The 25,459-nt window shown below is 68.0% G+C and carries 28 protein-coding genes; 18 read left to right on the forward strand and 10 right to left on the reverse strand.

All coding sequences use genetic code 11. The features are described from left to right. The first annotated feature begins 50 nt into the window (after positions 1-50). From V0Z78_RS01400 to gdhB, 3 genes are all read left to right on the forward strand, one after another. A complete protein-coding gene (locus V0Z78_RS01400; protein ID WP_336342829.1) occupies positions 51-2,795 on the forward strand; it encodes a bacterio-opsin activator domain-containing protein in 2,745 nt (914 codons plus the stop codon). Positions 2,796-2,861: 66 nt separating this feature from the next. Next, a complete protein-coding gene (locus V0Z78_RS01405) occupies positions 2,862-3,035 on the forward strand; it encodes a rubrerythrin-like domain-containing protein (protein ID WP_336342830.1) in 174 nt (57 codons plus the stop codon). Between the two features lie 2 nt (positions 3,036-3,037). Next, entirely contained in the window at positions 3,038-4,312 is a 1,275-nt protein-coding gene (gene gdhB, locus V0Z78_RS01410) for a glutamate dehydrogenase GdhB (RefSeq protein ID WP_336342831.1), read from the forward strand. On the opposite strand, the gene V0Z78_RS01415 is transcribed toward gdhB, so the two are convergent. From V0Z78_RS01415 to hisA, 3 genes are read right to left on the reverse strand one after another with little or no spacing between them, the layout of a single operon-like run. Then, positions 4,313-4,816: an amino acid-binding protein gene (locus V0Z78_RS01415; protein ID WP_336342832.1), complete on the reverse strand. Its 504-nt coding sequence runs from the start codon at positions 4,814-4,816 to the stop codon at positions 4,313-4,315. It abuts the gene before it with no gap. Continuing rightward, a complete protein-coding gene (gene hisB, locus V0Z78_RS01420) occupies positions 4,816-5,403 on the reverse strand; it encodes an imidazoleglycerol-phosphate dehydratase HisB (protein ID WP_336342833.1) in 588 nt (195 codons plus the stop codon). Before hisB ends, V0Z78_RS01415 begins: the two co-directional genes overlap by 1 nt. A 48-nt stretch (positions 5,404-5,451) precedes the next feature. Next, on the reverse strand, positions 5,452-6,180 hold the full coding sequence (gene hisA, locus V0Z78_RS01425) for a 1-(5-phosphoribosyl)-5-[(5-phosphoribosylamino)methylideneamino]imidazole-4-carboxamide isomerase (RefSeq protein ID WP_336342834.1): 729 nt from the start codon (positions 6,178-6,180) through the stop codon (positions 5,452-5,454). Positions 6,181-6,301: 121 nt separating this feature from the next. Between hisA and V0Z78_RS01430 the strand changes: the two genes are divergently transcribed. The 7 genes from V0Z78_RS01430 (at position 6,302) to V0Z78_RS01460 (ending at position 13,106) form a co-directional block, all read left to right on the forward strand. Then, on the forward strand, positions 6,302-8,131 hold the full coding sequence (locus tag V0Z78_RS01430; RefSeq protein WP_336342835.1) for an SLC13 family permease: 1,830 nt from the start codon (positions 6,302-6,304) through the stop codon (positions 8,129-8,131). A 165-nt stretch (positions 8,132-8,296) separates the two neighbouring features. Continuing rightward, positions 8,297-8,686 (forward strand): ferredoxin Fer, encoded by a 390-nt coding sequence (fer, locus tag V0Z78_RS01435; protein ID WP_336342836.1) that lies wholly within the window; start codon positions 8,297-8,299, stop codon positions 8,684-8,686. 325 nt (positions 8,687-9,011) lie between these two features. After that, on the forward strand, positions 9,012-10,037 hold the full coding sequence (locus tag V0Z78_RS01440; RefSeq protein WP_336342837.1) for an A24 family peptidase: 1,026 nt from the start codon (positions 9,012-9,014) through the stop codon (positions 10,035-10,037). A gap of 50 nt (positions 10,038-10,087) precedes the next feature. Next, positions 10,088-10,876: a helix-turn-helix transcriptional regulator gene (locus V0Z78_RS01445; protein ID WP_336342838.1), complete on the forward strand. Its 789-nt coding sequence runs from the start codon at positions 10,088-10,090 to the stop codon at positions 10,874-10,876. Between the two features lie 242 nt (positions 10,877-11,118). Then, positions 11,119-11,547 carry a hypothetical protein gene (locus V0Z78_RS01450; protein ID WP_336342839.1) on the forward strand — a complete coding sequence of 143 codons (429 nt, stop codon included), beginning with the start codon at positions 11,119-11,121 and terminating at the stop codon, positions 11,545-11,547. 52 nt (positions 11,548-11,599) lie between these two features. Further along, complete coding sequence (gene hisI / locus V0Z78_RS01455; RefSeq protein WP_336342840.1) at positions 11,600-11,983, forward strand: phosphoribosyl-AMP cyclohydrolase; 384 nt, start codon at positions 11,600-11,602, stop codon at positions 11,981-11,983. Then, entirely contained in the window at positions 11,976-13,106 is a 1,131-nt protein-coding gene (locus V0Z78_RS01460; RefSeq protein ID WP_336342841.1) for a DUF7118 family protein, read from the forward strand. Before hisI ends, V0Z78_RS01460 begins: the two co-directional genes overlap by 8 nt. Here V0Z78_RS01460 and V0Z78_RS01465 read toward each other — a convergent pair. Both V0Z78_RS01465 and glmM read right to left on the reverse strand, forming a co-directional pair. Then, a complete protein-coding gene (locus V0Z78_RS01465) occupies positions 13,079-13,441 on the reverse strand; it encodes a group I truncated hemoglobin (RefSeq protein WP_336342842.1) in 363 nt (120 codons plus the stop codon). The genes V0Z78_RS01460 and V0Z78_RS01465 overlap by 28 nt on opposite strands. Positions 13,442-13,505: 64 nt before the next feature. Further along, positions 13,506-14,870 (reverse strand): phosphoglucosamine mutase, encoded by a 1,365-nt coding sequence (gene glmM / locus V0Z78_RS01470; RefSeq protein ID WP_336342843.1) that lies wholly within the window; start codon positions 14,868-14,870, stop codon positions 13,506-13,508. A gap of 74 nt (positions 14,871-14,944) precedes the next feature. On the opposite strand from glmM, the gene V0Z78_RS01475 reads away from it, so the two are divergent. Next, the gene (locus V0Z78_RS01475) at positions 14,945-15,769 is read left to right on the forward strand and encodes an HVO_0234 family beta-propeller protein (protein WP_336342844.1); all 825 of its coding nucleotides are present in this window, start codon (positions 14,945-14,947) and stop codon (positions 15,767-15,769) included. A 185-nt stretch (positions 15,770-15,954) separates the two neighbouring features. Here the strand turns inward: V0Z78_RS01475 and V0Z78_RS01480 are convergent, their stop codons facing one another. Both V0Z78_RS01480 and V0Z78_RS01485 read right to left on the reverse strand, forming a co-directional pair. After that, complete coding sequence (locus V0Z78_RS01480) at positions 15,955-17,247, reverse strand: hypothetical protein (RefSeq protein ID WP_336342845.1); 1,293 nt, start codon at positions 17,245-17,247, stop codon at positions 15,955-15,957. A 793-nt stretch (positions 17,248-18,040) separates the two neighbouring features. Continuing rightward, positions 18,041-18,256, reverse strand: a complete 216-nt coding sequence (locus tag V0Z78_RS01485) for a hypothetical protein (protein ID WP_336342846.1) — start codon at positions 18,254-18,256, stop codon at positions 18,041-18,043. 124 nt (positions 18,257-18,380) lie between these two features. Here V0Z78_RS01485 and V0Z78_RS01490 point away from each other — a divergent pair, with 124 nt between their 5' ends. From V0Z78_RS01490 to V0Z78_RS19195, 3 genes are all read left to right on the forward strand, one after another. Next, positions 18,381-18,638: a DUF5789 family protein gene (locus V0Z78_RS01490; protein ID WP_336342847.1), complete on the forward strand. Its 258-nt coding sequence runs from the start codon at positions 18,381-18,383 to the stop codon at positions 18,636-18,638. 198 nt (positions 18,639-18,836) lie between these two features. Continuing rightward, positions 18,837-18,947, forward strand: a complete 111-nt coding sequence (locus tag V0Z78_RS18950) for a DUF7130 family rubredoxin-like protein (RefSeq protein ID WP_457852004.1) — start codon at positions 18,837-18,839, stop codon at positions 18,945-18,947. A gap of 72 nt (positions 18,948-19,019) precedes the next feature. Continuing rightward, on the forward strand, positions 19,020-19,253 hold the full coding sequence (locus V0Z78_RS19195; RefSeq protein ID WP_457852005.1) for a DUF7501 family protein: 234 nt from the start codon (positions 19,020-19,022) through the stop codon (positions 19,251-19,253). Between the two features lie 471 nt (positions 19,254-19,724). Here the strand turns inward: V0Z78_RS19195 and V0Z78_RS01495 are convergent, their stop codons facing one another. Beyond that, positions 19,725-20,270 (reverse strand): CDP-2,3-bis-(O-geranylgeranyl)-sn-glycerol synthase, encoded by a 546-nt coding sequence (locus V0Z78_RS01495; protein WP_336342848.1) that lies wholly within the window; start codon positions 20,268-20,270, stop codon positions 19,725-19,727. Positions 20,271-20,359: 89 nt separating this feature from the next. Between V0Z78_RS01495 and V0Z78_RS01500 the strand changes: the two genes are divergently transcribed. After that, positions 20,360-21,196: a proline dehydrogenase family protein gene (locus tag V0Z78_RS01500; RefSeq protein ID WP_336342849.1), complete on the forward strand. Its 837-nt coding sequence runs from the start codon at positions 20,360-20,362 to the stop codon at positions 21,194-21,196. A gap of 36 nt (positions 21,197-21,232) precedes the next feature. Next, positions 21,233-21,865, forward strand: coding sequence for a DUF502 domain-containing protein (locus V0Z78_RS01505; protein WP_336342850.1), 633 nt, complete (start codon positions 21,233-21,235; stop codon positions 21,863-21,865). A gap of 12 nt (positions 21,866-21,877) precedes the next feature. Here V0Z78_RS01505 and larE read toward each other — a convergent pair whose 3' ends face one another. Next, positions 21,878-22,780 (reverse strand): ATP-dependent sacrificial sulfur transferase LarE, encoded by a 903-nt coding sequence (gene larE, locus V0Z78_RS01510; RefSeq protein ID WP_336342851.1) that lies wholly within the window; start codon positions 22,778-22,780, stop codon positions 21,878-21,880. A 110-nt stretch (positions 22,781-22,890) separates the two neighbouring features. On the opposite strand from larE, the gene V0Z78_RS01515 reads away from it, so the two are divergent. Next, complete coding sequence (locus V0Z78_RS01515) at positions 22,891-23,229, forward strand: hypothetical protein (RefSeq protein ID WP_336342852.1); 339 nt, start codon at positions 22,891-22,893, stop codon at positions 23,227-23,229. Here the strand turns inward: V0Z78_RS01515 and V0Z78_RS01520 are convergent. Continuing rightward, positions 23,226-24,782, reverse strand: a complete 1,557-nt coding sequence (locus tag V0Z78_RS01520) for a SagB/ThcOx family dehydrogenase (RefSeq protein WP_336342853.1) — start codon at positions 24,780-24,782, stop codon at positions 23,226-23,228. The genes V0Z78_RS01515 and V0Z78_RS01520 overlap by 4 nt on opposite strands. Positions 24,783-25,165: 383 nt before the next feature. On the opposite strand from V0Z78_RS01520, the gene V0Z78_RS01525 reads away from it, so the two are divergent. Further along, a complete protein-coding gene (locus V0Z78_RS01525) occupies positions 25,166-25,432 on the forward strand; it encodes a hypothetical protein (RefSeq protein WP_336342854.1) in 267 nt (88 codons plus the stop codon). The last annotated feature ends 27 nt before the right edge of the window (positions 25,433-25,459 follow it).

Below are 25,459 nucleotides of genomic sequence, written 5' to 3' on the forward strand. Positions count from 1 at the left end.
CCGTCGGTGACGCCGACGGCGTTTATACGCCCCGACGACTACGGAGGCCGATGACGTCCTCCGATACCGGTCCACCGCGGCTCCTGCTGGTCGGCGACGACGAGTGGCTCGCGACGGTCCGCGAGGCGTTCGACACCCCCCGTCTCTCGGTCGCCTCGGGGACGCAGGAGGCGCTCGGTCGGGTTCGAAGCGGCCGGCCCGACTGCGTGATCAGCGGGCTCTCGCTTCCGGCGGGCGACGGTCTCGACCTGCTCCGGGCCCTTCGTGAGGACTTCCCGACGCTCCCGGTCGTCCTCTACGCGGAAGGGGGCGACGAGGAAGGCGCGAGCGAGGCGATCGGGGCGGGCGTCAGCGACTACCTCCCCGCCGGATCGACCACACCCGCCGAGCTCCGCGAGCGAACCGCGCGGGCGATCGAGGCCGAACGAACCCGCGAGGAGCGAGACCGGCGCGCTAACCAGTTCGAAGCGCTGTTCTCGGATCCCCTGTCGGCGACGTGGCTGCTCTCGCCGGCGGGCCGGATCAGGCGGGCCAACGACGCCGCCCGTGCGTTCGCTTCCGACGAGTCCGACAACGGACCCCTCTGGGAGCGCCCCTGGTGGGGGTCGGCGGATCGCGACCGGCTCCGCGAGGCGATCGAGCGTGCCGCCGACGGCGAGCCCTCGACGCTGACCCTCGACTGCGGCGACGGCCGCGCCCCGACGACGGTCGAGCTGGCCGTCCGACCGGTCGACGATACGGACTCGTTGCTGGTGACGGCCGTCGACGTCACCGAGCGCGCCGAACTCGCCGACGAGCTCAGGCGCTCGGAGGAGCTCCACCGGGTGACGCTCAACAACATGACCGACACGGTACTCGTCACCGACGACGAGGGGCGGTTCACCTATATCTGCCCCAACGTCCACTTCATCTTCGGCTACACCGTCGAGGAGATCCGCGAGCTGGGCACCATCGAGGCGCTGCTCGGCGCCGACCTGTTCGATCCCGAGGAGCTCCGCGAGCGGGGCGTGCTGACCAACGTCGAGTGTACGGCCGCCGACCGGGCGGGCCGCGAACACTCCCTCCTGGTCAACGTCAAGCGCGTCTCGATCCAGGGCGGGACGACGCTCTACAGCTGCCGCGACGTCACCACTCGCAAACAGCGCGAGCGGGCGCTCTCGACGCTGCACGGCACCGCGCGCGAACTATTGTACGCGGAGGGGTACGGCGAGATCGCCGGGATCGTCGTCTCGGACGCGACCGACGTCCTCGACGCCGCCGGAATCGGCTGCTATCTGTTCGACGACGAGGAGAACTCCCTCGAACCGGCCGCGACGACCGACGCCCTCCTCGAGGGCCGCGCGCCCGACTCGCTTCGCCTCGGCGACGACCACCCCGTCGGCCGTGCGTTCCTCGAGGGACGGGTCGTCTCGGACGGCCCCCTGCTCGCAGTTCCACTGGGCGACCACGGCGTGTTGCTCGCCGAGTCGGACGGCGCGTTCGACGCGATCACCGAGGAACTGGCCGACCTGCTCGCGGCGACCACGGAGGCGGCGTTCGACCGCGTCGAACGGGAGACCGCCCTCCACGAGCGCGACCGCGAGCTGCGCGCGCGAAACCGCGAGCTCTCGCGTCTCAACCGGATCAACGACGTGATCCGGGAGATCGACGGGGCGCTGGTCGGCGCCGAGACGCGCGAGGAGATCGAACGAGCGGTCTGTGATCGACTCACGACCGACGACCGGTTCCGGTTCGCGTGGATCGGCGAGTTCGAGGACGGCGCCGTCGTTCCCAGAGAATGGGCCGGGGAGGGCCGTACGTACCTCGACGCCGTCTCCCTCGAGGACGACGAACCCGCGGTTCGCGCGATACGCGACGAGGAGCCCGTGGCGGTCGAGAACGTCGCGGAGGGTTTCCGTGAGGCGCCGTGGCGGGCGGCAGCGCTCGAACGCGGCTACCAGTCGATCCTGGGCGTGCCGCTGCGTCACGACGGGTTCTCCTACGGCGTACTGACGGTGTACGCCGACCAGGCGAACGCCTTCGACGCGATGGCCCGGACGGTGTTCCTCGAGCTCGCCGACACTATCGCGGCGGCGCTCACCGCGGTCAAACAGCGAAACGCCCTGCTGAACGAGACGGTCACCGAACTCGAGTACGAGACCCGATCCGAGCCCTGTCCGTTGCTCGCACTCGCGCTCGCGGCCGACTGCGAGGTCGCCCTCGACGGCGGCGTTCGACGCGTCGAGGACGGCGTACTCGCCTTCGTCGCCGTCGAGGGCGTGCCGCTGGATCGGGTCCTCGCGGCCGCCGGCGAGACGGTCGCGATCGAGGAGGCGCGTGCGCTGGTCGAACGCGCCGACGGCGGCGTCCTTCGACTCCGTCTGGCTCCCCCCTTCGTCGCGACCCGGCTGGCCGATCGTGGCGCGACCCTCCGTTCCCTCCGTGCCAGCGCCGACCGCGCGAGCGCACGACTCACGGTCGACGTCTCGAATCCCACCGACGTCCGGACCGTCGACGACGTGATCACCGAGCGGTATCCGGACGCGACGCTGCTTGCTCAGCGCGAACGGGATCGATCCGAACGGGCGGACGGACACACGCGGTCGGCGTTGCTCGATCGGCTCACCGACCGCCAGCTGGAGGCCGTCCGGCTGGCGTACCACAGCGGATTCTACGAGTCGCCCCGTGCCTGCTCCGGCGAGGCGGTCGCCGACGCGCTCGACGTCTCCCCCTCCGCGTTCTACCAGCTCAACCGGACCGTCCAGCACAAGATCTTCGGAGCGTTGTTCGACGGATACTTCACTATTGAAGCGTGAGGGTCCCCCACTAACTTCTCTATTGAACCCTCATGCACTTCGGCGTCCGGCAAGTATTGCGCGCCGATGACGGCGAACGACACCTCACCGAACCCGACGTGGGACGTCGCGTCGGATCCCGACGCCGAATCGATCTACGAGTGCCTCTCGTGTGGCGCCCGCGTGACCGACACCTCGCATCCGGGGTCGTGCCCCCGGTGTGACGATCCGCTGCGCAACCGCGCGACCTCGCTCGAGTGACCGTGAGCGTCCCCACTGTCGAGGAGCGAGCCGACGAACCGGAGACGGCGCTCGCGACCGCGCGCCGCCAGCTCGACCGGGCGGCGACTCACCTGGAGATCGATCCGGCGGTCGTCGAGCGGTTGAACCACCCGGCGCGGGTCCAGCGCGTGTCGCTCCCGGTCGAACGCGACGACGGCTCCCTCGAAGTGTTCACGGGCTATCGCGCCCAACACGACAGCGTCCGCGGCCCGTTCAAGGGCGGGATGCGCTATCACCCCGGTGTCACCGAGGACGAGTGTATCGGCCTGTCGATGTGGATGACGTGGAAGACCGCGGTGATGGATCTGCCGTTCGGCGGTGCGAAGGGCGGCGTCGTGGTCGATCCCAAGGAGCTGAGCTCCGGGGAGATCGAACGCCTGACCCGGCGGTTCGCCCAGGAGCTTCGCGACACGGTCGGCCCGATGCACGACATTCCGGCCCCCGACATGGGGACCGACGCCCGAACGATGGGCTGGTTCATGGACGCCTACAGCGTGCTCCAGGGCGAGACCACGCCCGGCGTCGTAACGGGCAAGCCGCCCGTGATCGGCGGGAGCTACGGCCGCGAGGAGGCGCCTGGCCGAAGCGTGGCGATCGTGGCGCGCGAGGCCTGTACGTACTACGACCTGCCGATCGAGGAGGCGACCGTCGCCGTTCAGGGTTACGGCAGCGTCGGGGCCAACGCCGCTCGATTGCTCGATTCGTGGGGCGCGTCGGTCGTCGCGGTCAGCGACGTCAACGGTGCGGCCCACGACCCCGACGGGCTGGATACGGCGTCGATCCCCACCCACGAGGAGGAGCCCGAAGCCGTCACGCGAGTCGCCGATCACGTGATCGGAAACGACGAGCTGCTGGAACTCGACGTCGACGTCCTGATCCCCGCGGCTGTCGGCAACGTCATCACGACGGAGAACGCAGACGCGATCGAGGCCGGCCTCGTCGTCGAGGGGGCGAACGGTCCGATCACCGTCGCGGGCGATTCGATCCTACGCGAACGCGCGGTTCCCGTGATCCCCGACATCCTCGCGAACGCCGGCGGCGTCACGGTGAGCTACTTCGAGTGGCTCCAGGACATCAACCGCCGGGCGTGGACGCTCGACCGCGTCAACGAGGAGCTCGAGTCCGAGATGCTCCGTGCGTGGAGCGCGGTCGCAAAGCGCGTCGAGCGTCGTGACCTCGCGTGGCGCGACGCCGCCTACGTGCTGGCGCTCGAACGTCTCGGAGCCGCCCACGACGCTCGCGGGCTCTGGCCCTGATCACTGGAGCTCGAGCTTCCGGACGAACTCCAGATCGCGGAGCGCGTTGAGGACGCCGCCCGGAATCGGCTCGTCGGTGACGATGTGGAGCCGTGGCTCGTCGGTGAACTCGGGGTCCTCGCTGACGGTCTGGCGGATCGAGATTCCCTCCTCGGCGAGCAGGCCCGTAACGGCCGCAACGATCCCCTCCTGGCCGGCGTCGGTGACGGCGATCGTGAGCGTCGAGAGGTCGAGCACCGGCGCGAGGTCCATCAGGCTGGGGATCTGCGAGATGTTCTGGAAGATCCGTCTGAGCTCCTCGTCGGCGAGGATCGCGTCCGTCGTCGAGTCGACCACCCGTCGGTCGACGTCGATCTCGCGGGCGATCCCCGTGTTGGGGATCTCGATTCCCCCCGAGACGACCCGACCCTCGTCGTTCACCGAGAACCCCCGCTCGAGCAGCAGTCGGATCACCGCCTGCTGGCTGGGCGAGCCCTCGAACTTCTCCATGATCTCGTCGAACATCACAGCCGTCCCTTCGTGCTCGGCGTTCCGCCGCGTCGCTCGTCGATCCGCGTCGCGTCGTCGAGCGCCCGGGCGAGACACTTGAACAGCGCCTCGATCTCGTGGTGGGCGTTCTCGCCCTCGACCGCCGCATGGAGCGTCAGCCCCGCGTTCATCGCGAGCGACTCCGCGAAGTGTCTCGCCATGTCGCTCGTGACCTCGCCCACCGCGTCCTGCGAGAACTCGCCGTCGAAGTAGAAGCGCGGCCGTCCGCTGACGTCGACGACGACGCTCGCCACCGCCTCGTCGAGCGGCACCCGTCGGTCCGCGTAGCGGACGATCCCCGCCTTCCCGCCGAGCGCCTCGTCGAACGCCTCGCCCAGCGTGATCGCGACGTCCTCGACGGTGTGGTGGTCGTCGATCTCCAGGTCGCCGTCACACCGGACGGTGAGGTCGAACAGTCCGTGGGTGGCGAACGCCTCGAGCATGTGATCGAAGAAACCGATGCCGGTCTCCGCGACGGAGTCGCCGTCGCCATCGATGTCCAGCGTGCACTCGATCTCGGTCTCGGCGGTTTCGCGGGTGACGGCCGCCGTCCGGTCGCTCATACCCGTAGCTCTCGCGCCGTCCACAAGGCGATTGCGCTCCGCGGCTCCCTACTCGACCGCCGCGGCCGCCTCCTCGAGCGTGAAGCGACCCTCGTAGAGCGCGGAGCCGACGACGACGGCGGCCGCGCCTGCCTCCTTCAGCGCGCGGACGTCCTCGACGCTCGCCACGCCGCCGCTCGCGATCACGGGAATCGAGACCGTGTCGGCGATCCGGCGGACGGGGTCGGTTCGGACGCCCTCGAGCTTCCCCTCGACGTCGACGTTCGTAAAGAGGATCGTCCCCGCGCCCAACTCCTCGTAGCGCGCGGCGGCCTCGGCGGGATCCAGTCCCGTCCCCTCGGTCCAGCCCGAGACGACCACCTCGCCGTCCTTCGCGTCGAGGCTCACCGCCACGCCCTCCGGGTACCGTTCGGCGATCTCCTCGACGATCTCGGGGTTTTCGACCGCCGCCGTCCCGAGGATCACGCGGTCGACGCCGCGCTCCAGCAGGTCGGTCGCCTCGCTCGCGCTTCGGATCCCGCCGCCGAGCTGTACCTCGGCGTCCACCGCGTCGAGGATCGCCTCGATCGCGGCGGCGTTCCTGCGCTCGCCCTCGAAGGCGCCGTCGAGATCCACGAGGTGAAGCGTTCGAGCCCCCTCGCCGACCCACCGGCGCGCGGCTTCCGCGGGGTCGCCGTAGCGCTTCTCGGTGCCGCGCTCTCCCTGTACCAGCTGGACGACCTCGCCGTCCTGCACGTCGACCGCCGGGACCACCTCGAAGGCGTCGAAACCAGCCATACCGCCCGCTCGGCGGGGCGGCGCCTAAAGTCACCGGTCGCCGATCGCGGTCGTCCGAGCCGGCCCGCCGTCGGTAAGCCCTACGTTCATATCGTCCGAGGCCGTCGGCCGGCACGTCGTCATGAAGGTCGTCCTCCCGCAGGTCGCCGGCCAGCCGCCCACGACGGAGATGCTCGTCGTCTTCGGGATCATTCTGCTGGCGTTTCTCCTGTTCGTCACCGAACCGGTTCCCGCCGACGCCACCGCCCTCGTGGCGATGGTGACGCTGATCGTGCTCGAACCCTGGACGACCATCACGCCCGAGGAGGGGATCTCGGGCTTCTCCAACCCCGCGACGATCACGGTGCTCGCGATGTTCGTCATCAGCGAGGGCGTGCGCCGGTCGGGAGCGGTTCAGGTCCTGAGTTCGGCGCTCATCAGCGTCTCTCGCGGGAGCGAGCGCCGGTCGTTGGCGTCGATCGTCGGCGTCAGCGGGCTGGCCTCGGGGTTCATCAACAACACCCCGGTGGTCGCGGTGATGATTCCCGTCGCGAGCGATCTCGCGCGAAGCGCCCGAATCTCGCCGTCCCGGCTGTTGATTCCCGTCTCGTTCGCCTCGATGTTCGGGGGGATGCTCACGCTGATCGGCACTTCGACGAACATCCTCGCCTCGGACGTCTCCGCGCGGCTGATCGGCCGGCCGTTCTCGATGTTCGAGTTCACCGCGCTCGGCGCGATCGTCCTCGTCACCGGTGGGCTCTACCTCATCGTCGTCGGTCCCTGGCTCATCCCCGAGCGGGTGAGGCCCGAGGAGCCCTTGACCGAGGAGTACGAGACCGAGGCGTTCCTGACGGAGGTTGCCGTCGGGGCGGAGTCGCCGTTCACCGGACGCACCGTCGAGGAGGTCCGGACGGATCCCCGTTTCGACGACGTCGAGATCGTCCAGCTCGTCCGCGACGGGGAGTGGTTCGGCGAGCCGCTCGCGAACAAGACGGTCCGTGCCGCCGACGTGCTCGTCGTCCGGACGCCCCGCCGGCGGCTGCTCGAACTGCTCGACGTCCGCGGGCTCTCGCTACGGCCCGGCCCGGTGACCGACGCCGATCTCGAGCGCGCCACCGACGAGCGGCTCGTCGAGGTGATGGTGATGCCCGAGACCTCGACGATCGGCGAGGGGTTGACGCCGGGATCGTTTCGCGACAGCTACGACGCGACCGTCCTCGCGCTACGGCGGAGCGGAGAACCAGTGGAACGTCGTCTCGAGGACGTCCGACTCCGCGGCGGCGATACGCTGCTCGTCCAGGCCGCCGGCGACGGTCTCGACCGGCTGCAGTCCGCCCGCGGGTTCGTCGTCTCCGGCGAGGTCGACCGGCCGGAGTACCGCCGCTCGAAGATCCCGGTGGTGCTCGCGATCGTCCTCGGCGTGGTCGTGCTCGCCGCCCTCGAGGTGGCGCCGATCCTCGTCACCGCGCTCGGCGGCGTGGTCGCGATGGTCCTTACCGGCTGTCTGAAGCCCGCGGAGGTCTACGAGGGGATCGACTGGAGCGTGATCTTCCTGCTCGCTGGCGTCATCCCGCTGGGGATCGCGCTCGAACGCACCGGCGGAGCCGAGTGGATCGCCGCGCTAGTCGTCTCCAGTTCTGCGACGCTCCCGACGATCGCCGTGCTGGGCGTGTTCTACCTGCTGACCGCGCTGCTGACGAACGTCATTAGCAACAACGCGAGCGTCGTGCTCATGATCCCCGTGGGCGTCGACGCCGCGATCCGAATCGGCGCCGACCCGTTCGCGTTCGTCCTCGCGGTCACCTTCGCCGCGAGCACGGCGATCCTCAGCCCGATCGGCTACCAGACCAACCTGATGGTCTACGGTCCCGGGGGCTACCGCTTCACCGACTTCTTCCGCGTCGGCGCACCCCTCCAGCTGGTGCTCGCGGTCGTCACGACGCTCGGCATCGCCGCGATCTGGGGCGTGTGAACGGCTGACGCGGAGCTATCTTTCTACTTTTTGGCCGGCCAAATTTACGGAGCGATCCGATCCGAAGAGAGTCGCTTCGAGGCCGAAAACCCTCTAAAACGGACGATTAGGCGCTGACCTCACAAACAGCAACTACTAACAGGTAGGCGGTCGAACGATTGGGTGATGCCAACAGTAGAATACCTGAACTACGAAGTGCTGGACGACCAGGGCTGGGAGATGGACGACGACGACCTCTTCGACCAGGCCGCCGACGCCGGCCTCGACGAGGAGGACTACGGCTCGCTGGACGTCAACGAGGGCGAGTACATCCTCGAGGCTGCCGAGGCCCAGGGCTACGACTGGCCCTTCTCGTGCCGCGCCGGCGCGTGTGCGAACTGCGCGGCGATCCTCTACGAGGGCGAGATCGAGATGGACATGCAGCAGATCCTCTCGGACGAGGAGGTCGACGAGAAGAACGTCCGCCTCACCTGCATCGGCTCGCCCGACGCCGACGAGGTCAGGATCGTCTACAACGCAAAGCACCTCGACTACCTGCAGAACCGCGTCATCTGATCGGAGACGGGCCCGTCCCGGGCCCCACGCCGCATTTCGCGACTTCTCTTCGCGGTCTTTCTCCGGGGAGACGTTCGTCGACCGTACCGATACGGCCCTCCGCGAGCGGTGCCGTTCCTCACGAGCGCGTACGCTGAGGCCCTCAGTGATTCTCATCGAACGGGACCTGCGAAGTCCAGTGCTCCGATCCGTCGCCCTCGTCTGCGTCGACGTGGAGGCGGACGCTACCCGATCCGTTACCTGAGCGGTCCGTCGAGTCCCGACCCTCGCCATCCCTCGCGAGACCACCGGAAGACATTCACCCTCGTACGGTCCCCGTGGGCGTGTGATCGCCTCCGTTCCCGATCTCCTGCGGCTTCTCGCACTTCCCGTCCTCGCCTGGGCGGCCTGGCGCGACGTCGAGATCCGGCGGGTTCCCGGTCGAACGTGGCTGCCGCTCGCCGCACTCGGGGTCGTTCTCCTGGTGTGGGACGGGGCGAACGCCCTCGCGGCTGGCGGTCTCGACCTCGTGTTGTTCGCCGTCGGTACGGCGATCAGCCTGCTGGTGGTCGTGCCCGCCGCCTACCTGTTCTGGCGGTTCGGCGCGTTCGGCGGTGCCGACGCGAAGGCGCTGATCGTCCTCGCCGTACTGTTTCCGACGTTCCCGGTCTACGACGTGGGCGCCGTAACCGTTCCCCTCCGAACGACGCCCACTGGCGCGTTCGCGCTGACGATCCTCTCGAACACGGTGCTCGTCGGCGCGTGCTACCCCCTCTGGCTCGCGCTGCACAACGCCGTCGCGGGCCGGTTCACGCCGCTGATGGCCGTCGGCCGGCCCGTCGCCTGGGACGAACTCCCGAGGACCCACGGTCGGCTGCTCGAGGGTCGATCGGGGTTCGTCCGATCGGGGCTCGACCTCGATGCCCTTCGGATGTACCTCCGTTGGCGGGGGGAGACGCTCGCCGAACTGCGGGGCGACCCCGACCGGTATCGTCGCCCCGACTCGCTACCCGCCGAGCCCCTGCCCGCGGGCGACGGCGCGGTCGCGACGGGCGGCGAATCACCAGCCGCCTCGGAACTCCGATCCGACGGCGCCGGGCGAACCGACCGCGAGCGGCCGTCGTCGGGATCGGGCGGCCTCCGTTCGGCCTCCGACGACTGGGGCGCGGACGCCTTTCTCACGGACGTCGGATCGGCGTACGGCACGACCCCCGAGGGGCTTCGCGAGGGTCTGGAACTGCTCACGACCCGCGACCGGGCGTGGGTCTCCCCCGGAATACCGTTTCTCGTCCCGATCCTCGTGGGACTGGCGATCGGGCTGACCTACGGCGACCTCCTGATCGCCGCGCTCGGAGCCGTGGGACTCGTCTGAATCGACGACGACGTGTTTATATATCACGGACGATTCATCCCTGTAACGACATGTCCTCGGCGGACGAACTGATCCGGTTTCTCACCTCCTCGGAGAACCGGATCCGTCTGCTGTCGGCCCTCGAGGAGGAACCGGCCCGGCCCACGGCGCTCGCCGAGACGCTCCCGATGTCCCGGTCGTCGATCCAGCGCAACCTCCGGGCGTTCGTCGAGCGTGGCTGGGTCGTCCGCACCGACGACGGCTATCGCTGTTCGTTCGGCGGTCGGCTGCTCCTCCACCGCTATCGCGATCTGGCCGCGACCGCCCACCTCACCGACGAGTACGGTCGGTTCCTCGACGCGCTCGCGGACGCCGGACTGACGCTCGTTCCCGACGACCTGGAGACCGTCACGATCACGACCGCGACCCGACACGACCCCCACGCGCCGCTGCGTCGATACTCGGATCGCGTCGCCGAGGTCGACAGCACGACGTTCCGCGGGATCACGCCGGTGGTCAGCCCCGTGTTCAACGACGCACACGAGGCGCTGATCTCGACGGCGGTCGACGCCGAACTGGTCATCGACGAGGACGCGCTCTCGACGTCACGGACGGGCTACCCGGAGGCGCTCGCGACCGTCATCGAGACCGACACCCTGGAACTGTACGTCCACCCCGACTCCCTCTCGTTCGGTCTCTCGTTGTTCGACGACATCGCCTTCGTCGGCGCCTACGACGACGCCGGACAGTTCGTCGCCTGTTTCGAGGGCGGTGACGAGTCCTTTCGCGAGCGCGTCCGGGCGGTCTACCGGGAGTACCGATCGGCGGCGCGGGCCGTCACCGCCGAGGAGCTCCGATGACCTCGGATCGCGTATGTATGTCGCACGCCGTGCGACACGTCCCGGTGGGTAGCTACTTGTGGTCGTCGCTGGTATGCCATCTCGTGGGTCGTCCCGACCGATGATACAGCGCCCCCCGCTGTGTTGCTCTCCGTGTCGGGGATCGACCCATAGCGCACCCCCCTGCGCTCATGGTTTTCGGCACCGGTCCAGAACGCCGCTCGATCCGAAGAGCTATCGCCGTCGCGCCGACCGTTCCCGGTATGAACCGCCGCAGTCGGCTCGTCGGGTTCGCCGCCGTCGTCGCGATCTGCGCCGTGCTGGCGAGCGTCGTCGCGGGTCGTCTGCTTCCCGCGCTCGGCGTGCCTGATCTCTACGGAACGGCGGTCACGAGCGCCGTCGGCGCGGTCACCATCGCCTCGTTCTGGGTGCTGCTCGGCGACGGGTTCGACGACGCGGGCTATCCCACGCCGGGCCGCGTCGTGCTCGACGCCGTTTCCGTCGCGGGAAGCGCCCTGCTCGTCGCTGCAGCGTTCGTCGCGCTCGTGGACGTAGCGGGGCTCGTCGACGGATCGGTGCGGGCCGGCGAGGCGTTCGTCGCCGCGGGCCCGCGCCTCGTCGCGACCGCCGTCGGCGTCGGTGCCGGCGTCTACGTCTTCTACCGGCGCAACCGCGCCCGGTTCGCGCGATGAGTCACCCGTCCGACACGGAAGACCTATTCGCCATCGGACGCTGGCCCCACCCATGAGCGCCGACGCGAACGGGGACGTCCTCGACCTGGAGTTCGATTCCGACGGGCTGGTGGCCGTGATCGCCCAGGACGCGGAGACCGACGAGGTGTTGATGTTCGCCTACGCGACCCGCGAGGCGATCGAGGCCACCCGGGAGAGCGGGCGCGCGCACTACTACTCGCGAAGCCGCGACGAGCTCTGGGAGAAGGGCACGACCAGCGGTCACGTTCAGCGCGTCCGCGAGATCCGCGTCGACTGCGACGCCGACGCCGTGCTCTACCGCGTCGAACAGGAGGGCGGCGCCTGTCACACCGGCCACCGTTCGTGTTTCTACCGCACCCTCGACGGCGAGAACGTCGGCGAGCGGGTGTTCGATCCCGACGACGTGTATGAGTGAACCCGGGCCCGAATCGGACCTCGCGGACGCCCACGCCGGGCACGAACGCGCCCTCGAGGCCGTCGAGGAGTTCGGCGAGTCGAAGCTACGGCAGCTCGCGAACGCTCACGAGCGCCTGCACGACCTCTTCGAGCGCTACGAGGATCGGGCGACGGGAACGGGCGACTTCGGGGGGTTCGTCGAGTTCCGAGGCGGGCTCGACGGCCTCGTCTCCGGTCTCCCCGAGGACCTCCCCCACCGGGCGACGTTCGAGGAGGTCGAGGACGTCTTCGATAAGCGCCGGCTGAACGAGGCCGACTTCGAGCGGGCGCGCGAGCTCCTCGCGCCGGTCGAGGAGAGCGTCGAGCGGCTGGACGAACGGCGGGCCGCCCGTGAGCGACTGCGAGAGGCGCGGCGGGCGGCCGAAGCTCGGATCGAGGCGCTCGACGACGAGATCGCCGAGTACGACCACCTGCTCGCGCTCTCCGAGGTGGATCTCGACGCCCCCGTAAACGACCTCCGGGTTCCGATCGACGGCTACGACGACGCGGTCGCGGCGGACTTCGCTGACTACCGCTCGCGGGCGAGCGCCCGCGAGGTCGTCGCGTTCCTCGACCGGGCCGACTGGTACCCGCTGGTCGAGACGCCCGACGTTCCGGCGGACCTGCGGAGCTACATCGCGAACGCCGCGGTCGGGTCCGAGCCGATCCCGCGGCTGCTCGAGTACGCCGACTACTCGCGCTCGAAGCTGAATCACTACGTCGAGGACGCCGACGCGCTCAAGCGGGCGGTCGCGACCCGGCGGACGGCGCTCGAGCGGATCGACGCGACGCCGTTTCTGATCGGGTGGCCACCGCCGCCCGCCGACGTGCTTCGGTTCCGACTCCGGGAGCTTCGCGGGGTGATCGCCCGGTTCGCGCCCGAGGAGACGATCGCTCGCCTCCGAGAGGTCCGGACGCTGACGCGCGATCCCGACTACGAACGGCTCCGCCGCGCCGCCGAGGCCCGCGACAGGCTCGATCCTCGCGAGCGACGGCGCCTCCGAAACGGCGCGGTCGCCGCGGACAGGGAGGCCGCGATCGAGGAACGCGCCCGCCTACGGGAGGCGCTCGATCGCTACGCGCCGACGATCGCCTCCTCGTAGCTCGCGATCTCCTCGAGCACCGTCTCGCGGTCCTCCTCGGGGACGTCGAACTCCGCGAGAGCGGCGTCGAGATGGTCCGCGATCGCGTAGAACTCGGGTTCGGTGATGCCCATTCCCTCGTGGGCCGTCCGCATGTCCTCGCCGGTGTATTCGACCGGCCCGCCCGTGACGGCGCTGATGAACTGGGTCTGGTGGGCGATCTGGCGTTGCATGTCGACGTCCTCGAAGTAGTCGTTGACCAGGTCGTCCGCCATCACGTGTTCGTAGAAGCGCTCGACGACGGCCTCGATCGAGTCCTCTCCGCCCAGCCGCTCGTACAGCGTCTCCTCGCTCATGTACCCGATCTTTCGCCGCGATCCGTTATACGTTCGGCCCCGAACGCGTTCGCGTTCGTTCCGACTACGCCGACCGGTGGGCCTCGTTCGCGGCGTCATAGAGGCGGTCGGCAAGCGCCTCGGCACGGCGCTCCTCGCGGGACTCGGCGTAGATCCTGACGACCGGTTCGGTACCGCTGGGTCTGGCGAGCACCCAGCCGTCGTCGTAGTTCAGGCGGACGCCGTCGGTCGCGTTCAGCGACGCCTCCGACTCCTCGGCGACGCGCTCGACGGCCTCGAGCATCGCCGTCCGCTCGGCGTCGCTGGCGTAGGTGAGCTTCCGGCGGACGTTGTGATAGCCGCCGAACGGCGCGATGACCTCGCTCGCGGGCCGTTCAGCGACGAGTTCGAGGAAGCGCGCCCCGATGTAGGCGCCGTCGCGCGCGAGGCTGTACTCCGGGAAGTAGATCCCGCCGTTGCCCTCGCCGGCGATCGGTACCGAGACGCCCTCCGCCCGGAGTTGCTGGATCCGGCTCGTGATGTAGGTGCTACCGATCGGCGTGAGTTCGAGGATCGCGTCGGTATCGTTACAGACGTCGACCAGCCGCTGGGAGACGTTCACCGCGGCGACGGTCGTATCGCCCGCCGAGAGCTCCGCCGACGCCAGCGCTGCGAGCGCCGCGTCGCCCTCGACGTAGCTGCCGTCCTCGGCGAAGAAGATCGCCCTGTCGCCGTCGCCGTCGTGGGCGATCCCCACGTCGGCGTCGCTCGTCGCGACCAGCCGACCCAGGTCACCGAGGTTACGCTCGACGGGCTCGGGGTTCCGTCCCGGGAACCGGCCGTCGGGCTGGGCGTTGATCGTGAGGACTCGACAGCCCAGTCGGCGGAACAGCTCCGGACTGGTCGACGCGGCCGCGCCGTGGCCCGGATCGATCGCGACGGTCAGGTCGGCGTCGGCGATCCGCCCGCGATCGACCGCCTCGAGCACCCCCTCGACGTAGCGATCGGCGGCGTCGTCGATCCGGCGCTCCTGGCCGACGTCGTCCCAGGAGGTCGATTCGACGCCGTCGGCGAGGAACGCCTCCTCGACGGCCTCCAGTTCGGAGACCGAGAGCTCGATTCCGTCCGGCCCGATGAGCTTGATGCCGTTGTACTCGGGCGGGTTGTGCGAGGCGGTGATCATCACCACCGGGACCGATTCCCGGCGGGCGTACGCCTGCGCGCCGGGGGTCGGGAGGACCCCTAGCCGGTCGACGTCGGTTCCGACGCTCTGGAGCCCGCTCGTCGCGGCGTGCTCGAGCATGGGTCCGGTGTTACGGGTATCGCGGGCGATCGCGACCCGGTCGACGTCCCAGACCGCCCCGGCGGTGGCCGCGACCTGTAGCGCGAACGTCGGCGTGATCTCCTCGTTCGCGACCCCCCGTGTCCCGCTCGATCCGAACACGTCCATCGCATACGCTTCGGAAGCCGGCGGGGATAGGGGTTCCGGAACAGTCATTTGGCTGTCGACCGCGAGACCCGGGTATGAGCACCATCGAGGAGAAGCGCGTCTTCGGCGAGCGCGGCGGCGACACCGCGGTCTATCTGGCGACCGAGGCCGGCGTCGTCCGGGTGGCGGTCGCCGCCGACCGGATCGGGACGTTCGGCCTCGAGCGCCGCTGTGTCGCGCGTGACCTCGCCGTCGTCGACGGCCGTCTCGCGGTCGCGACCGACGAGGACGTCCTGCTCGGCGAGGAGGAAACCGGGTTCGGGCCCGCCCACGCGATCGGGGGGAGCGACGCCCCGATCGCGGCCGGACCAGACGGCGGGGAGAGCCGCGTTGCCCGATACGGGAACGACGGCTGGACCGACCTCGGCACCACGAGCGAGGTCCGGGCGATCGACGGCGACCTGATCGCCACCGCAGAGGGGGTCTACCGCGCCGGCACGGCGCTGCAGCACGTCGGTCTCGAGGACGTCAGCGACGTCTCCACGCCGGGCGTGCCGCTCGCGGCCACGTCCGACGCCCTCTATCGGCTCGGCAACGGCTGGATGGTGGAACTCGAAGGGGCGTTCGACCTCGTCGCCGCCGACCGGCGCTCGTCGCCGGGGACGCTCGATCGGGCCTGTGCCATCGGTGACGATCGGCCGTTCGTTCTCGGGGGCGGCGACGACGCCAACGGCGGCGACGGAGACGGGGGCGAGAACGGGTGGCGACCGATCGACCGTCCCGCGACGCCGGCGGCGCTCGCGGTCGCCGACGCGCTCTACCTCGCGACCGAGGACGGCCGACTGTTCGTCGACGCCGGCGACGGCTGGCGCTCGCAGGCGCTCGGCATCGGCAGCGTGCGGGCGATGGTGCTCGGCTGAGCCGGATCGGGTCCGCGCTCGGCGTCGAGGCGATCGACTCGGGTCGGGGACCGTCCGTTACCGGTCGGCCGTCCGTTCCGACGGCCACGAACGCGGGTCTCGGCAGCGAACGGGCGGTCGTTCCGAAGCCGGTTTCGCGTCGAAGGGCGCCGCTGGATCCTCTCCCGGCGTACGGGCCTGCCGTCTCATCCGCGTCGGTCGTCCAACCGGTCGACGAGCCGGCGGGAGACGTCCGTCAGGTAGGTCGCTCCCAGGGTCGCGGCGACGACGGCGCCGGCGAGGTTGAACAGCAGGTCGCCGACGGTGTCGTTCACGCCGTGTTGGGCGAGGACGGCGTCGAAGTCGAACCGCTGGGCGGCGAGGTCGAGGGCGAACTCGACGAGCTCCCAGACGACGCCGACCGCCAGGACGAACAACAGGATGAACGCGGACATCGTCCTCGAGGGGAGGTAGACGTCGTCGGAGTGGAGGTCGATCGATCGCACGACCGTGTAGCCCGTGGCCGCGACGAGCGACGCCGACAGCGCGTGGGTGAGGGTGTCCCACTGCCCGAGCAGGTCGTAGAGTCCGGCCGAGCCGAGGGTGTGGAGGAACGCCGCCGTGGTCAGCCAGGCGACGAGCTCCGGCTCGATGGGAAGGCGATAGTTGCGTTCCAGCAACGCGGGGAGGAAGGTGACGGCCAGCGCGATGGCGGCGTTGGTGATCGTCGTGACGTCGCGGACGACGATCCCGTAGACGAGGAGCCCGACGAGAACGAGCTGCATCGCCCACACGAACCGTCCGATACGTTCCTCGGAGACGTCGAAGCGACCGCGAACGAACGATGGCGTCGGATCCGGCTCCTCCTCTCCTTCCTCGGGCGCCTCGCGGGGATGGGGGGCGCTCGCGGTCGGGGCGAACGATCGACGCCGGAGATAGCCGGTGAAGAGCACGCCCGCCACCGATCCAGCGATCGTCGCGTACAGGAAGTCGATCATCATTGCCCGGTTGGCGGCGTCCTGGGTTCGATCGCCCACTAAATAGCCGGTTCCGAGCGCCGCGTCCGAAATCCACTGGGCGACGTTCCAGGTCGCGCCGACCGCGAGCGTCGCGATGACGACGAGCGCGATCGTGAAGGGGCGGTTCATCCGGACGGACGTGAAGGTGTGGACGTCGACGGCGACGATCAGCGCGACCGCCGCGACGGCGAGGTAGACGGCGATCGGCGAGACGACGGTCCCGCCCAGGATCGCCGCGTCGACGATCGGTATCGCCACCAGGATCAGCAGCTCCCACGGCGGCATGGCGTACGGATCCCGCCGCGCGGCCGCCGGCAGGACCATCAGCGCGATCGCGATACCGGCAAGGGAGAACCAGCGATACGACCCCGCGACGCCCTGTCGGATCGTCAACCCGACGAGCAGCGCGACGACCAGCCAGCAGAGGCCGGCGTTCCGTCCCGCCCTGCCGACCGAGCCGCCGAACCGATCACCGTTCATGAGGACTCCTAGCGGCGTACACGGTCCGTCCACTAAACTCACGTCCTCCGGATCTGCGATCGAACGACGATGGAGATCTCTGAAGGTCCCGAAGGCGTGGTGTACTGCGAGGAGTCAGTCCCCTGCTGAAGGACTATCGAATCATCGAGAAATCCAAACAGAACGGCGAGGGACACGTGAGTTCGAACTGCGTGCAGGTGTTCACGGAGAACGACTCCGGCCGGGTACACTAGTCGTTACCAGTATTCCCGTCTCCGGATATTCGGTCTCGTTGGAAACCCTCAATCGGTGATGAGTTTCAGCAGCCGTGCTGGATAGAGAGCGCGTATTTTGCAGGGAACCATTCAGGTCGGGACAGCCGAATCGGTAAAGTGACGAACTGACCGAGCGTTTACATCGAATCGTATCGGCAAACCGATCGTCGAAAGGGCCACAGATTTGGCCATGAACGGGATCGGCTATGCAGGCTACGTTCACTTATCATAATTATGATGGTTCGTTCACCGTCGGTGTTGATAACGAGTGGGGGACATACGAGTTCGTCCGGTGTCCCGCCTGCGAGAGCGCCAAAACGACACTTGCTGCAACGGTTGCTGAAGATGGAATCGAGACGAATCAACGGATTGGGCGAGACAGGGACTGTCCTCCCGTGTACCGCTCAATCAAGCGCCGGAAGGACTGCTTCCGACGATCGACGTTTCTGGAATCGATACACTCGTTCTATCTGGGCATGACGTGGATATTCCAGATGGTCCCGTTCACTTCCGGTGTGTGACGGGATACAGGGAGTGAATCATTCGGAAGAGGCTGGTCCGGTTTCTGTAGCAGTCTCGAAGAACAGTGTTACCTGCTCGTTCGGGTTGAGGCCATCAACCAGGAGGCCAAACTCGTCCTTGCCGGCAAACGAGCGGACTCTGGGTTCGGGAGCTTTTGATGCCGCCCGCTCACAGACGAGTTCGAGTGTTCCTGTTTCATCGGCGTATAAGGTGATGTGATCAATCCGTGCCATAGATACGCATACGCTCGCCGATTATATGCCTTCTTGCTCTGCTGTGTCGTTGACGCTTTGCTCCCCAGCACGTATCAGATGGACAGTAGTCACGATTAATACTACTCGTGAGGTATGTTCTCATATGACGGACGAAGTAAAGCTCAGCGACTGTGCATCAGTTTTCGGCGAACTCAACTATCCCGTTGACCGCACTGCCGCCGCGGATGAACTCTCGGAGGTCACTATATTGTTGGCTGATGGCGAGACACATCTCGGTGAGTTGATCACACAGATGACCAGCGAGACGTTCGACTCCGCTGGCGATATCGAGACTGAACTCCACAATGTCCTTCCACGTGAGGCCGTTGGTGAACCCTATCAGTCGGAGGGTGAAGGGTAGTCCCGTGATGGATCGAGAGCCGACGGTTCCATCTGATCGCCTCCTCGAATCCGGGCAGGGATTGTACGACGAAGCCGGCCGTGAGAGTGGTATAATCCAGGCGATCACGGATGTCGGGGTCGAAGTAGACACGCACAGTGACGTCGATACGTTATCTCTCAGGCACGCACCCAGCGGAACCCCGGAGAAGGGTACCTCCTGTGGCGGTGTAGCGAGTGTGGCGGATTGGGTGATATCGACCAGATTCCCGACCAGTGTCCGAGCTGTGGAACCAGCAAAGAAACCCTCTACGCCTACCTAGAGGATTAACGGGTATGTCTGAGGACCATCCCCCGCGCGATTCGCCAGAGTGGAACACCCCGGACCTATGTCCGTTTTGTGGTGTGGCGCTGTCGAACGGCGGGGGTCGGATTCATCGATCACAGAGCGGACGTCTCTAGATGTGAAGAACGATTCGAAGCCTGGCGAGAGCAGGTTCGAGACGACATTGGTGAGGAACGGGGCGGGTTGCTGCGGTTTGCTTGCTGTATCTACCGGTTCGACAATATCCCATGGCCGACTGAGCCGGAACGAGGAGAACTCGACGTCATTTCGCCTCAGGGGTGGAAGCAGTAACTCATAAAGCCCCACGACCCCGACACGGGTCCAATCCGACGGATTATCCGCTCGCCAACCGAGGATATCGGTAAATGGCCCTTGTACGACCTACCGGAACCCCAGCAGTGGCATCGCGGCCCTGTCTGTTTAGTGGGGGACGCTGCCCACGCCACCTCACAATGGCCACGGCGCGTCTATGGCGTTGGAAGGTTCAATCGTATCAGCAAAGGCGCTCCGAGACCAGCCTAATCCGAACTTTGCGTCTGAGTCTTACCACAACAGAAGAAAGGAACGAGTCGCAAGGGTAGCCGATCAGGCTCGTCGCATAGGAAAGCAGATTTTGCGAGGGAGCGAAGCGAGCGAGCGGGTTTTTTGTCGCCGGAAATCGAAGATTTCTGGCTGCTAACCGGATGCTTCGACATCCAGTACTGGTGCAGATTTTTGTACCGAACGGTGCGCTTCGCGCACCCGAGGTGGGAAAAAGGTGCGTTACCAGGGCTCGTGTTTGAACCCGAACAGGTAGGCGAGCACGTTCGTGACGACGTGGAAGATCGGCGTCACGACGAGGATCACGACGAGGAGACCGGCGGTGAAGACCGAGAGGAACCACGAGGGGGCGACCACGGCGGTCAGCACGAGCGCAACCACGGCGAAGTCGAGCTGATCGAGCCCCGGAAAGGCGGCGCCGCGTTTCCGACCGGTGCGCCGTTTGATGAACGACGCGGCGATGTCGCCGAGCATCGCGCCGAGGGGAAGCGCGATCATCGCCGCGAGCGGAAACGTCGGGACGCCGATCCCCAGAAAGCTCACGACGGTCGGTTGGAGCAGGTTGAGCAGGTAGGCCAGCGCCGCGCCTGCGAGCGTCCCCACGACCGTGCCGCGCCAGGTCTTGCCGTCACCGAGGAGCCGGCGGTCGCCCATCGTTCGGCCGCCGTCGATGGGACGGCCGCCGCCGGCGACCACGGCGGCGTTGTTCGGGACGTAGGCGGGCAGCATCACCCAGATGGCGAGCACGAGGAGTTCGAGCGGGCTCATACTCGGTGCGTGCGTGCGGGTCGCTTAATGCCCAACGGTTTCGCATTGCGAGCGCGTCTTATTAAGGTCGCCCGACCGAAGGGAGGCGTATGATTCCACCGATCGCACGGCGATTCGTCGCAGGCGAGAGCGCCGCGGCGGCGCTCGATCACGTCCGACGGTGTAACGACCGCGAGATCAAGGTGATCCTCAACCTGCTCGGCGAACACTACACCGACCCCGTCGCCGCCGACGAGGACGCCCGCGAGTACGCGACGCTGCTCGAGGACCTCGCGGGGACGGACCTCGACGCCTGCGTCTCGGTCAAACCCTCGCAGATCGGTCTCGACGTGAGCGAGGCGCGCTTCCGGGACAACCTCCGGACGATCGTCGACCGCGCCGAGGAGCACGACCAGTTCGTCTGGATCGACATGGAGGACCACACGACGACCGACCCGACGCTCGACGCCTTCGAGGAAATCGTCTCCGAGCGCGGCGGCGGAATGGGACTCTGTCTCCAGGCGAACCTCAAACGCACCCGCGACGACGTCGAACGCCTCACCGACGTCCCCGGGAAGGTCAGGCTAGTGAAGGGCGCCTACGACGAGCCGGCGACGATCGCCTATCGGAGCAAGGAACGGGTGGACGAGGTCTACGGCGAGCTTCTGGACTACATGTTCGAACAGTACGACGGCGGGATCGCCGTCGGCAGCCACGATCCCGTGATGATCGACCGGGCGCGCGAGCTCCACGACGCGTACGGTACCTCCTTCGAGATCCAGATGCTGATGGGCGTGCGCGAGGACGCCCAGGAGGAGCTCGCTCGCGAGTACGAGGTCTGGCAGTACGCTCCGTACGGATCGCGGTGGTTCGCCTACTTCTCCCGGCGGGCGATGGAGAGCCGGAAGAACGCCCTGTTCGCGCTCCGAGCCGTCCTAGGCCGATGAAAGGGTCTTTTAGGACGGCCGCGTAAGGGCGGATCGATGTCAAGCTGGAAGCGGGACATGGCGAGCGGGCTCGTCGTTCTCGTCCCGATCATCGTCACCATCTGGGTCGTCTACTGGCTCTTTCGTTTCATCGCGAACCTTCCCCTGACCGAGACCATCGCCAACCCCGCCCTCCGCGTCGGTATCACCCTCGCCGTCTTCGTCCTCATGGTGTTCGCCGTCGGCTACCTGATGCGCACCGCCATCGGCTCGCTCGTCGAGGCGGGGATCGACAACGCGATGAACCGTCTCCCCGGCCTCCGCGTGGTGTACAACGCCTCGAAGATGGCGATCGAGACCGCCCTGACCGGGACGAACGAGCTCCAGACGCCGGTGAAGCTCGAGACCTGGGACGGAATCCGAATGACGGCGTTCAAGACCGGCCGCGAGTCCCCCGACGGCCGGAAGCTGCTCTTTCTGCCCACCGCGCCGAACATCACCAGCGGGTTCGTCATCGAGGTCGAACAGGAGGACATCGTCGAGACCGACGAGAACGTCGAGGAGGCGCTGACGCGTATTCTCAGCGCCGGCTTCGGCGAGCGAAACGACGAGCAGGTCACCGGCGTTCCGATCGACGTCATCGAGGAACGTCGCGAGGAGACGCCCGACGACCGGCCCGCGACCGACTGACCGGCCGATCGGCTACTCCGCCGTCGGATACTTCGCGTCCAGCAGCTCCGTGCTCGTGGCGCTCCCGTCCCTCGATTCGCCCGCGTTCCCCTCGTCTTTCTCCTCGCCCTCGTTCTCGGGGCTGACGCTCCCGGTTCGATAGCCGTGGAGGTCGAGGGTGACGTGATCGAATCCCAGGTCCTCCATGTGGACGCGCGTCGCTCGGACGAACTCGATGTCGAGCGCCTCCTCGAGCTCCTCGGGGGCGATCTCGATGCGCGCGAGCCCGTCGTGATCGCGCACCCGGAACTGCGAGAACCCCCACCCTCGTAGGAGGGCTTCGGCCTTCTCGACGCGCGTGAGCCGCTCCTCGGTCACCTCGATCCCCGTCGGGATCCGCGAGGAGAGACACGCCATCGAGGGCTTATCGGCGACCGACAGTCCGTAGGTGTCGGCGATCTCCCGGGTCTCGGCCTTCGTGATCCCGTGTTCCAGAAGCGGCGAGCTGGCGTCGAGCTCCTCGACCGCCTGCAAGCCCGGTCGGTGGCCCTCGCCGGGGTCGTCGGCGTTCGTGCCGTCACAGACCACCGGAATCTCGAGCTCACGGGCCCGATCGAACATCTCGCCGAGTCGCATCGACCGACAGTGATAGCAGCGGTCGCCGTCGTTCTCGACGAAATCCGGACTACTGAGCTCCGAGAACTCGACGATCTCGTGGCGGATGCCGATCTCCTCGGCGACCCGCGCGGCGTCCGCGAGCTCCGCCTCGGGCAGCGTCTCGCTCTTGGCCGTACAGGCGACGGCGTCCTCGCCGAGCGCCTCGTGGGCGATCGCGGCGACGACGCTCGAGTCCACCCCGCCCGAGAAGGCGACGAGCACCCCCTCGCGCTCGGCCAGATCCGCCCGTGCGGCGGCCAGTTTCTCCTCTGCGGACATGGTCGTCGCTTCGGCGTCCGCGGACAAAAGCGCGTTGACCCCGCCGTGTCCCGATCCCGCTTGCATCCTCCGGCCGGGCGTTTTCGAGTCGTCAGCCCGTTCGCTCGAGTATGACCGGCTACGAGATGCACGAGCCCGACTACTCGGGTACGATCGAGGAGGACTGGGACGACCCCCAGCTGAACGACTTCGAGACGGACGACCTGGGCGAGGTCGACGATCACTTCGTCCTCTCGGCGTCGGGGTTCCCGCCGGAGAACTTCTCGGATCTGAAGGTCCCCGTCGTCGATCCCGAGGGCGACCTCAACCTGAAGGCGCTCCAGACCGCCCACGGCGGCGCCCACAGCGTCGAGGCGATCGACGACGTCGACGAGGATCTCGCCGAGGAGGTGAAGGAGCTCCTCGAGGAGCTCGCGAGCGAGGAGTTCGATCACGAGCTGGGCGACTAGGCGGGCCGACCGAGCGTGTAGAGGAACATCGGCGCCCGGCCCCCCGCGTGCGGCGAGAAGAAGTCGGTCACGAGGTCGTCGTAGAACGTCAGCCCCGTCCCGCCGAGATCGCGGTGGGCGTAGGTCGCCAGATAGAGCCGGCCGGCGGTTATCGCGGCCTCGAACTGCGCGAGCCGATAGCCCCGATCGCCGAGCGCGTCGACCAGTCGATCGAGATCCGCCAGGAAGTAGACGCAGGCCGCCGCGTCGGCAGCGAGGCGCTGATCGAGCGCGAGGTGACCCGCCTCCTCACGGAACTCTCCCGCCATCAGCCGTTCTAGCTCACCCTCATCGGGGCGATATCGGTAGGCGCCGGCCGGGATCTCCTCGACGCCGTTGACGATCGAGTACGGCTCGACGAACGAAAGCGGCTCCTCGCCGCCGCGGGCGTCGATCGGCGCGCCGCGGATCGCCCGATCCAGCACCGTCGAGAACTTCCGGAAGGAGATCGGCTCGCGCTCGTACTCCCGACAGGAACCGCGTCGCTCGATCGTCTCCCCGAGCGGCCGTTTCGACTGGGTCTCGTGATCGACCGGATCGAGCGCGATCCGTGCTTCCGCCTCGGGCCCGGCCGGGGAACTCCTCGGGACCGCGCTCGTCTCCGGGCCGTCGAGCGACGTCTCGGCGGCGGTCGATCGCCACTCGCGAGCCGTCTCGCCGTCGGGCAGCGTGCCGGCGCGCCACGCCTCGTGGATCAACGGGAACTCCTCCTCGCGATCGGAGAGCGGACGCGTCTCGGGATCGATCGGTTCCGGATCGAGGGCGTCGGGTGCCGAATCGCCGACGCCGATCGGTACGAGCTCGAGCGGCGCCTCCCGTTCGGGATCGACGCCCAGCAGCTCCGCGACGGGATCGTCCGCGAATCCGAGGACGGCTTCGGCGCGCAGGTTGTGTGCATGGGCGACCGAGAGCAGGTTCGCGAGTACGGTCCCGGAGTCCCAGAAGGCGTGGCGGAACGTTCTCTCCCGGTATTTCCAGGCGTTTCGCCACCACGTCGAGGTCGTCACCACGGTTACGGGGGCGCGGTCGACCGCCTCCGACCGGCTGGCCGCGGCCAGCACGCCGCGGTAGTCGCCCTCGCGGAGGACGTCGAGCGAGCGGGTCCGCGGATCGAAGTGATAGACGCCCGCGGGAAGCCCGTCGAGGGGGCCGACGACGAGGTAGCAGTCGACGTGGTAGAGCGCGCCCGTCGCGGCGGCTGCCCGGAACTCCGTCTCTCGGTTCCCTCGTCGGATTCGCTTGGTGATCCCCGCGGAGTAGTGACACAGCGTCGTGAGCGTCTCGAGGGTCGGGCTTCGTCCGTCGCCGTCCGGTCCCGACGCCGTGATCGCCGACAGCGCCGGCACCTGCGGCGCACGGACCTCGTCCAGACCGACCTGCGGAAGCGACTCGTAGATCTCGTACGGCCGCGGCTTGTTCTCGAAGTCGAGCCCGGGCGACGCCCGTCGAACGCTCCGGGGCGTGTGGCTCGTTCGCTCGTGGTACTCGAGCGCGCCGGTCCCTTCGTCACTCATGTTCGACGGTAGCACGGTACGCACGAAAAATCCGATGCAGGCGTGTTTCGTCGCATGGATCGGCCGCCCCTCCGGTACGCGTCGAGTTCGTCGTCCCATCGACGCTCGCGTCCGACCTGGGCCGAGGGGAGTGCCACGGAATCCGTGCGGCGGACGTCGATCGGATTCGCCCCGCTCTCCCCGACGCCGGTTTCGCACTCGTCGCGCAAGCCGTTAGCCTCGCCCCCGAGGACCGCCACCCCGGTGGTGATCGTTCGGCCGGACGGTCGTCGCCGTTCCCGACCGAACCCCGTTTCAACGCCGGTCCGAACGACTAACAAGGCGGGGTACCCTCTGGACGGTAGGCCGACGGCGACGTACCGAACGGCGCCGATGAACGCCGCATGGATCCCATGACCGATGGTTCGTCGAAGCAGGAGCCGGATCGCGAGACCGAGCAAAGGCCCCCGTCGGGACCGCCGCGGCCGCATCCCGGATACGGTTCACGCGGCTCGGGCTCGAGAAGCGGTCGCTGGAGCCTGCTGATCGGCTGCGTCCTCGCGGTGCTCGCCGGCGTCCTGGGTGCGGCCGCGATCACGACGTCGACGCTCGCCGCCGGCGTGATCGCCGTGATCATCCTGGCGTTCGCGCTGGTCGTCATCCTCCAGTAGTCCGAGGACGACGCGTGAGGCGACGCT

Origin of the sequence: Halalkalicoccus sp. CG83 (assembly GCF_037081715.1) — an archaeon.
Classification (GTDB): domain Archaea; phylum Halobacteriota; class Halobacteria; order Halobacteriales; family Halalkalicoccaceae; genus Halalkalicoccus; species Halalkalicoccus ordinarius.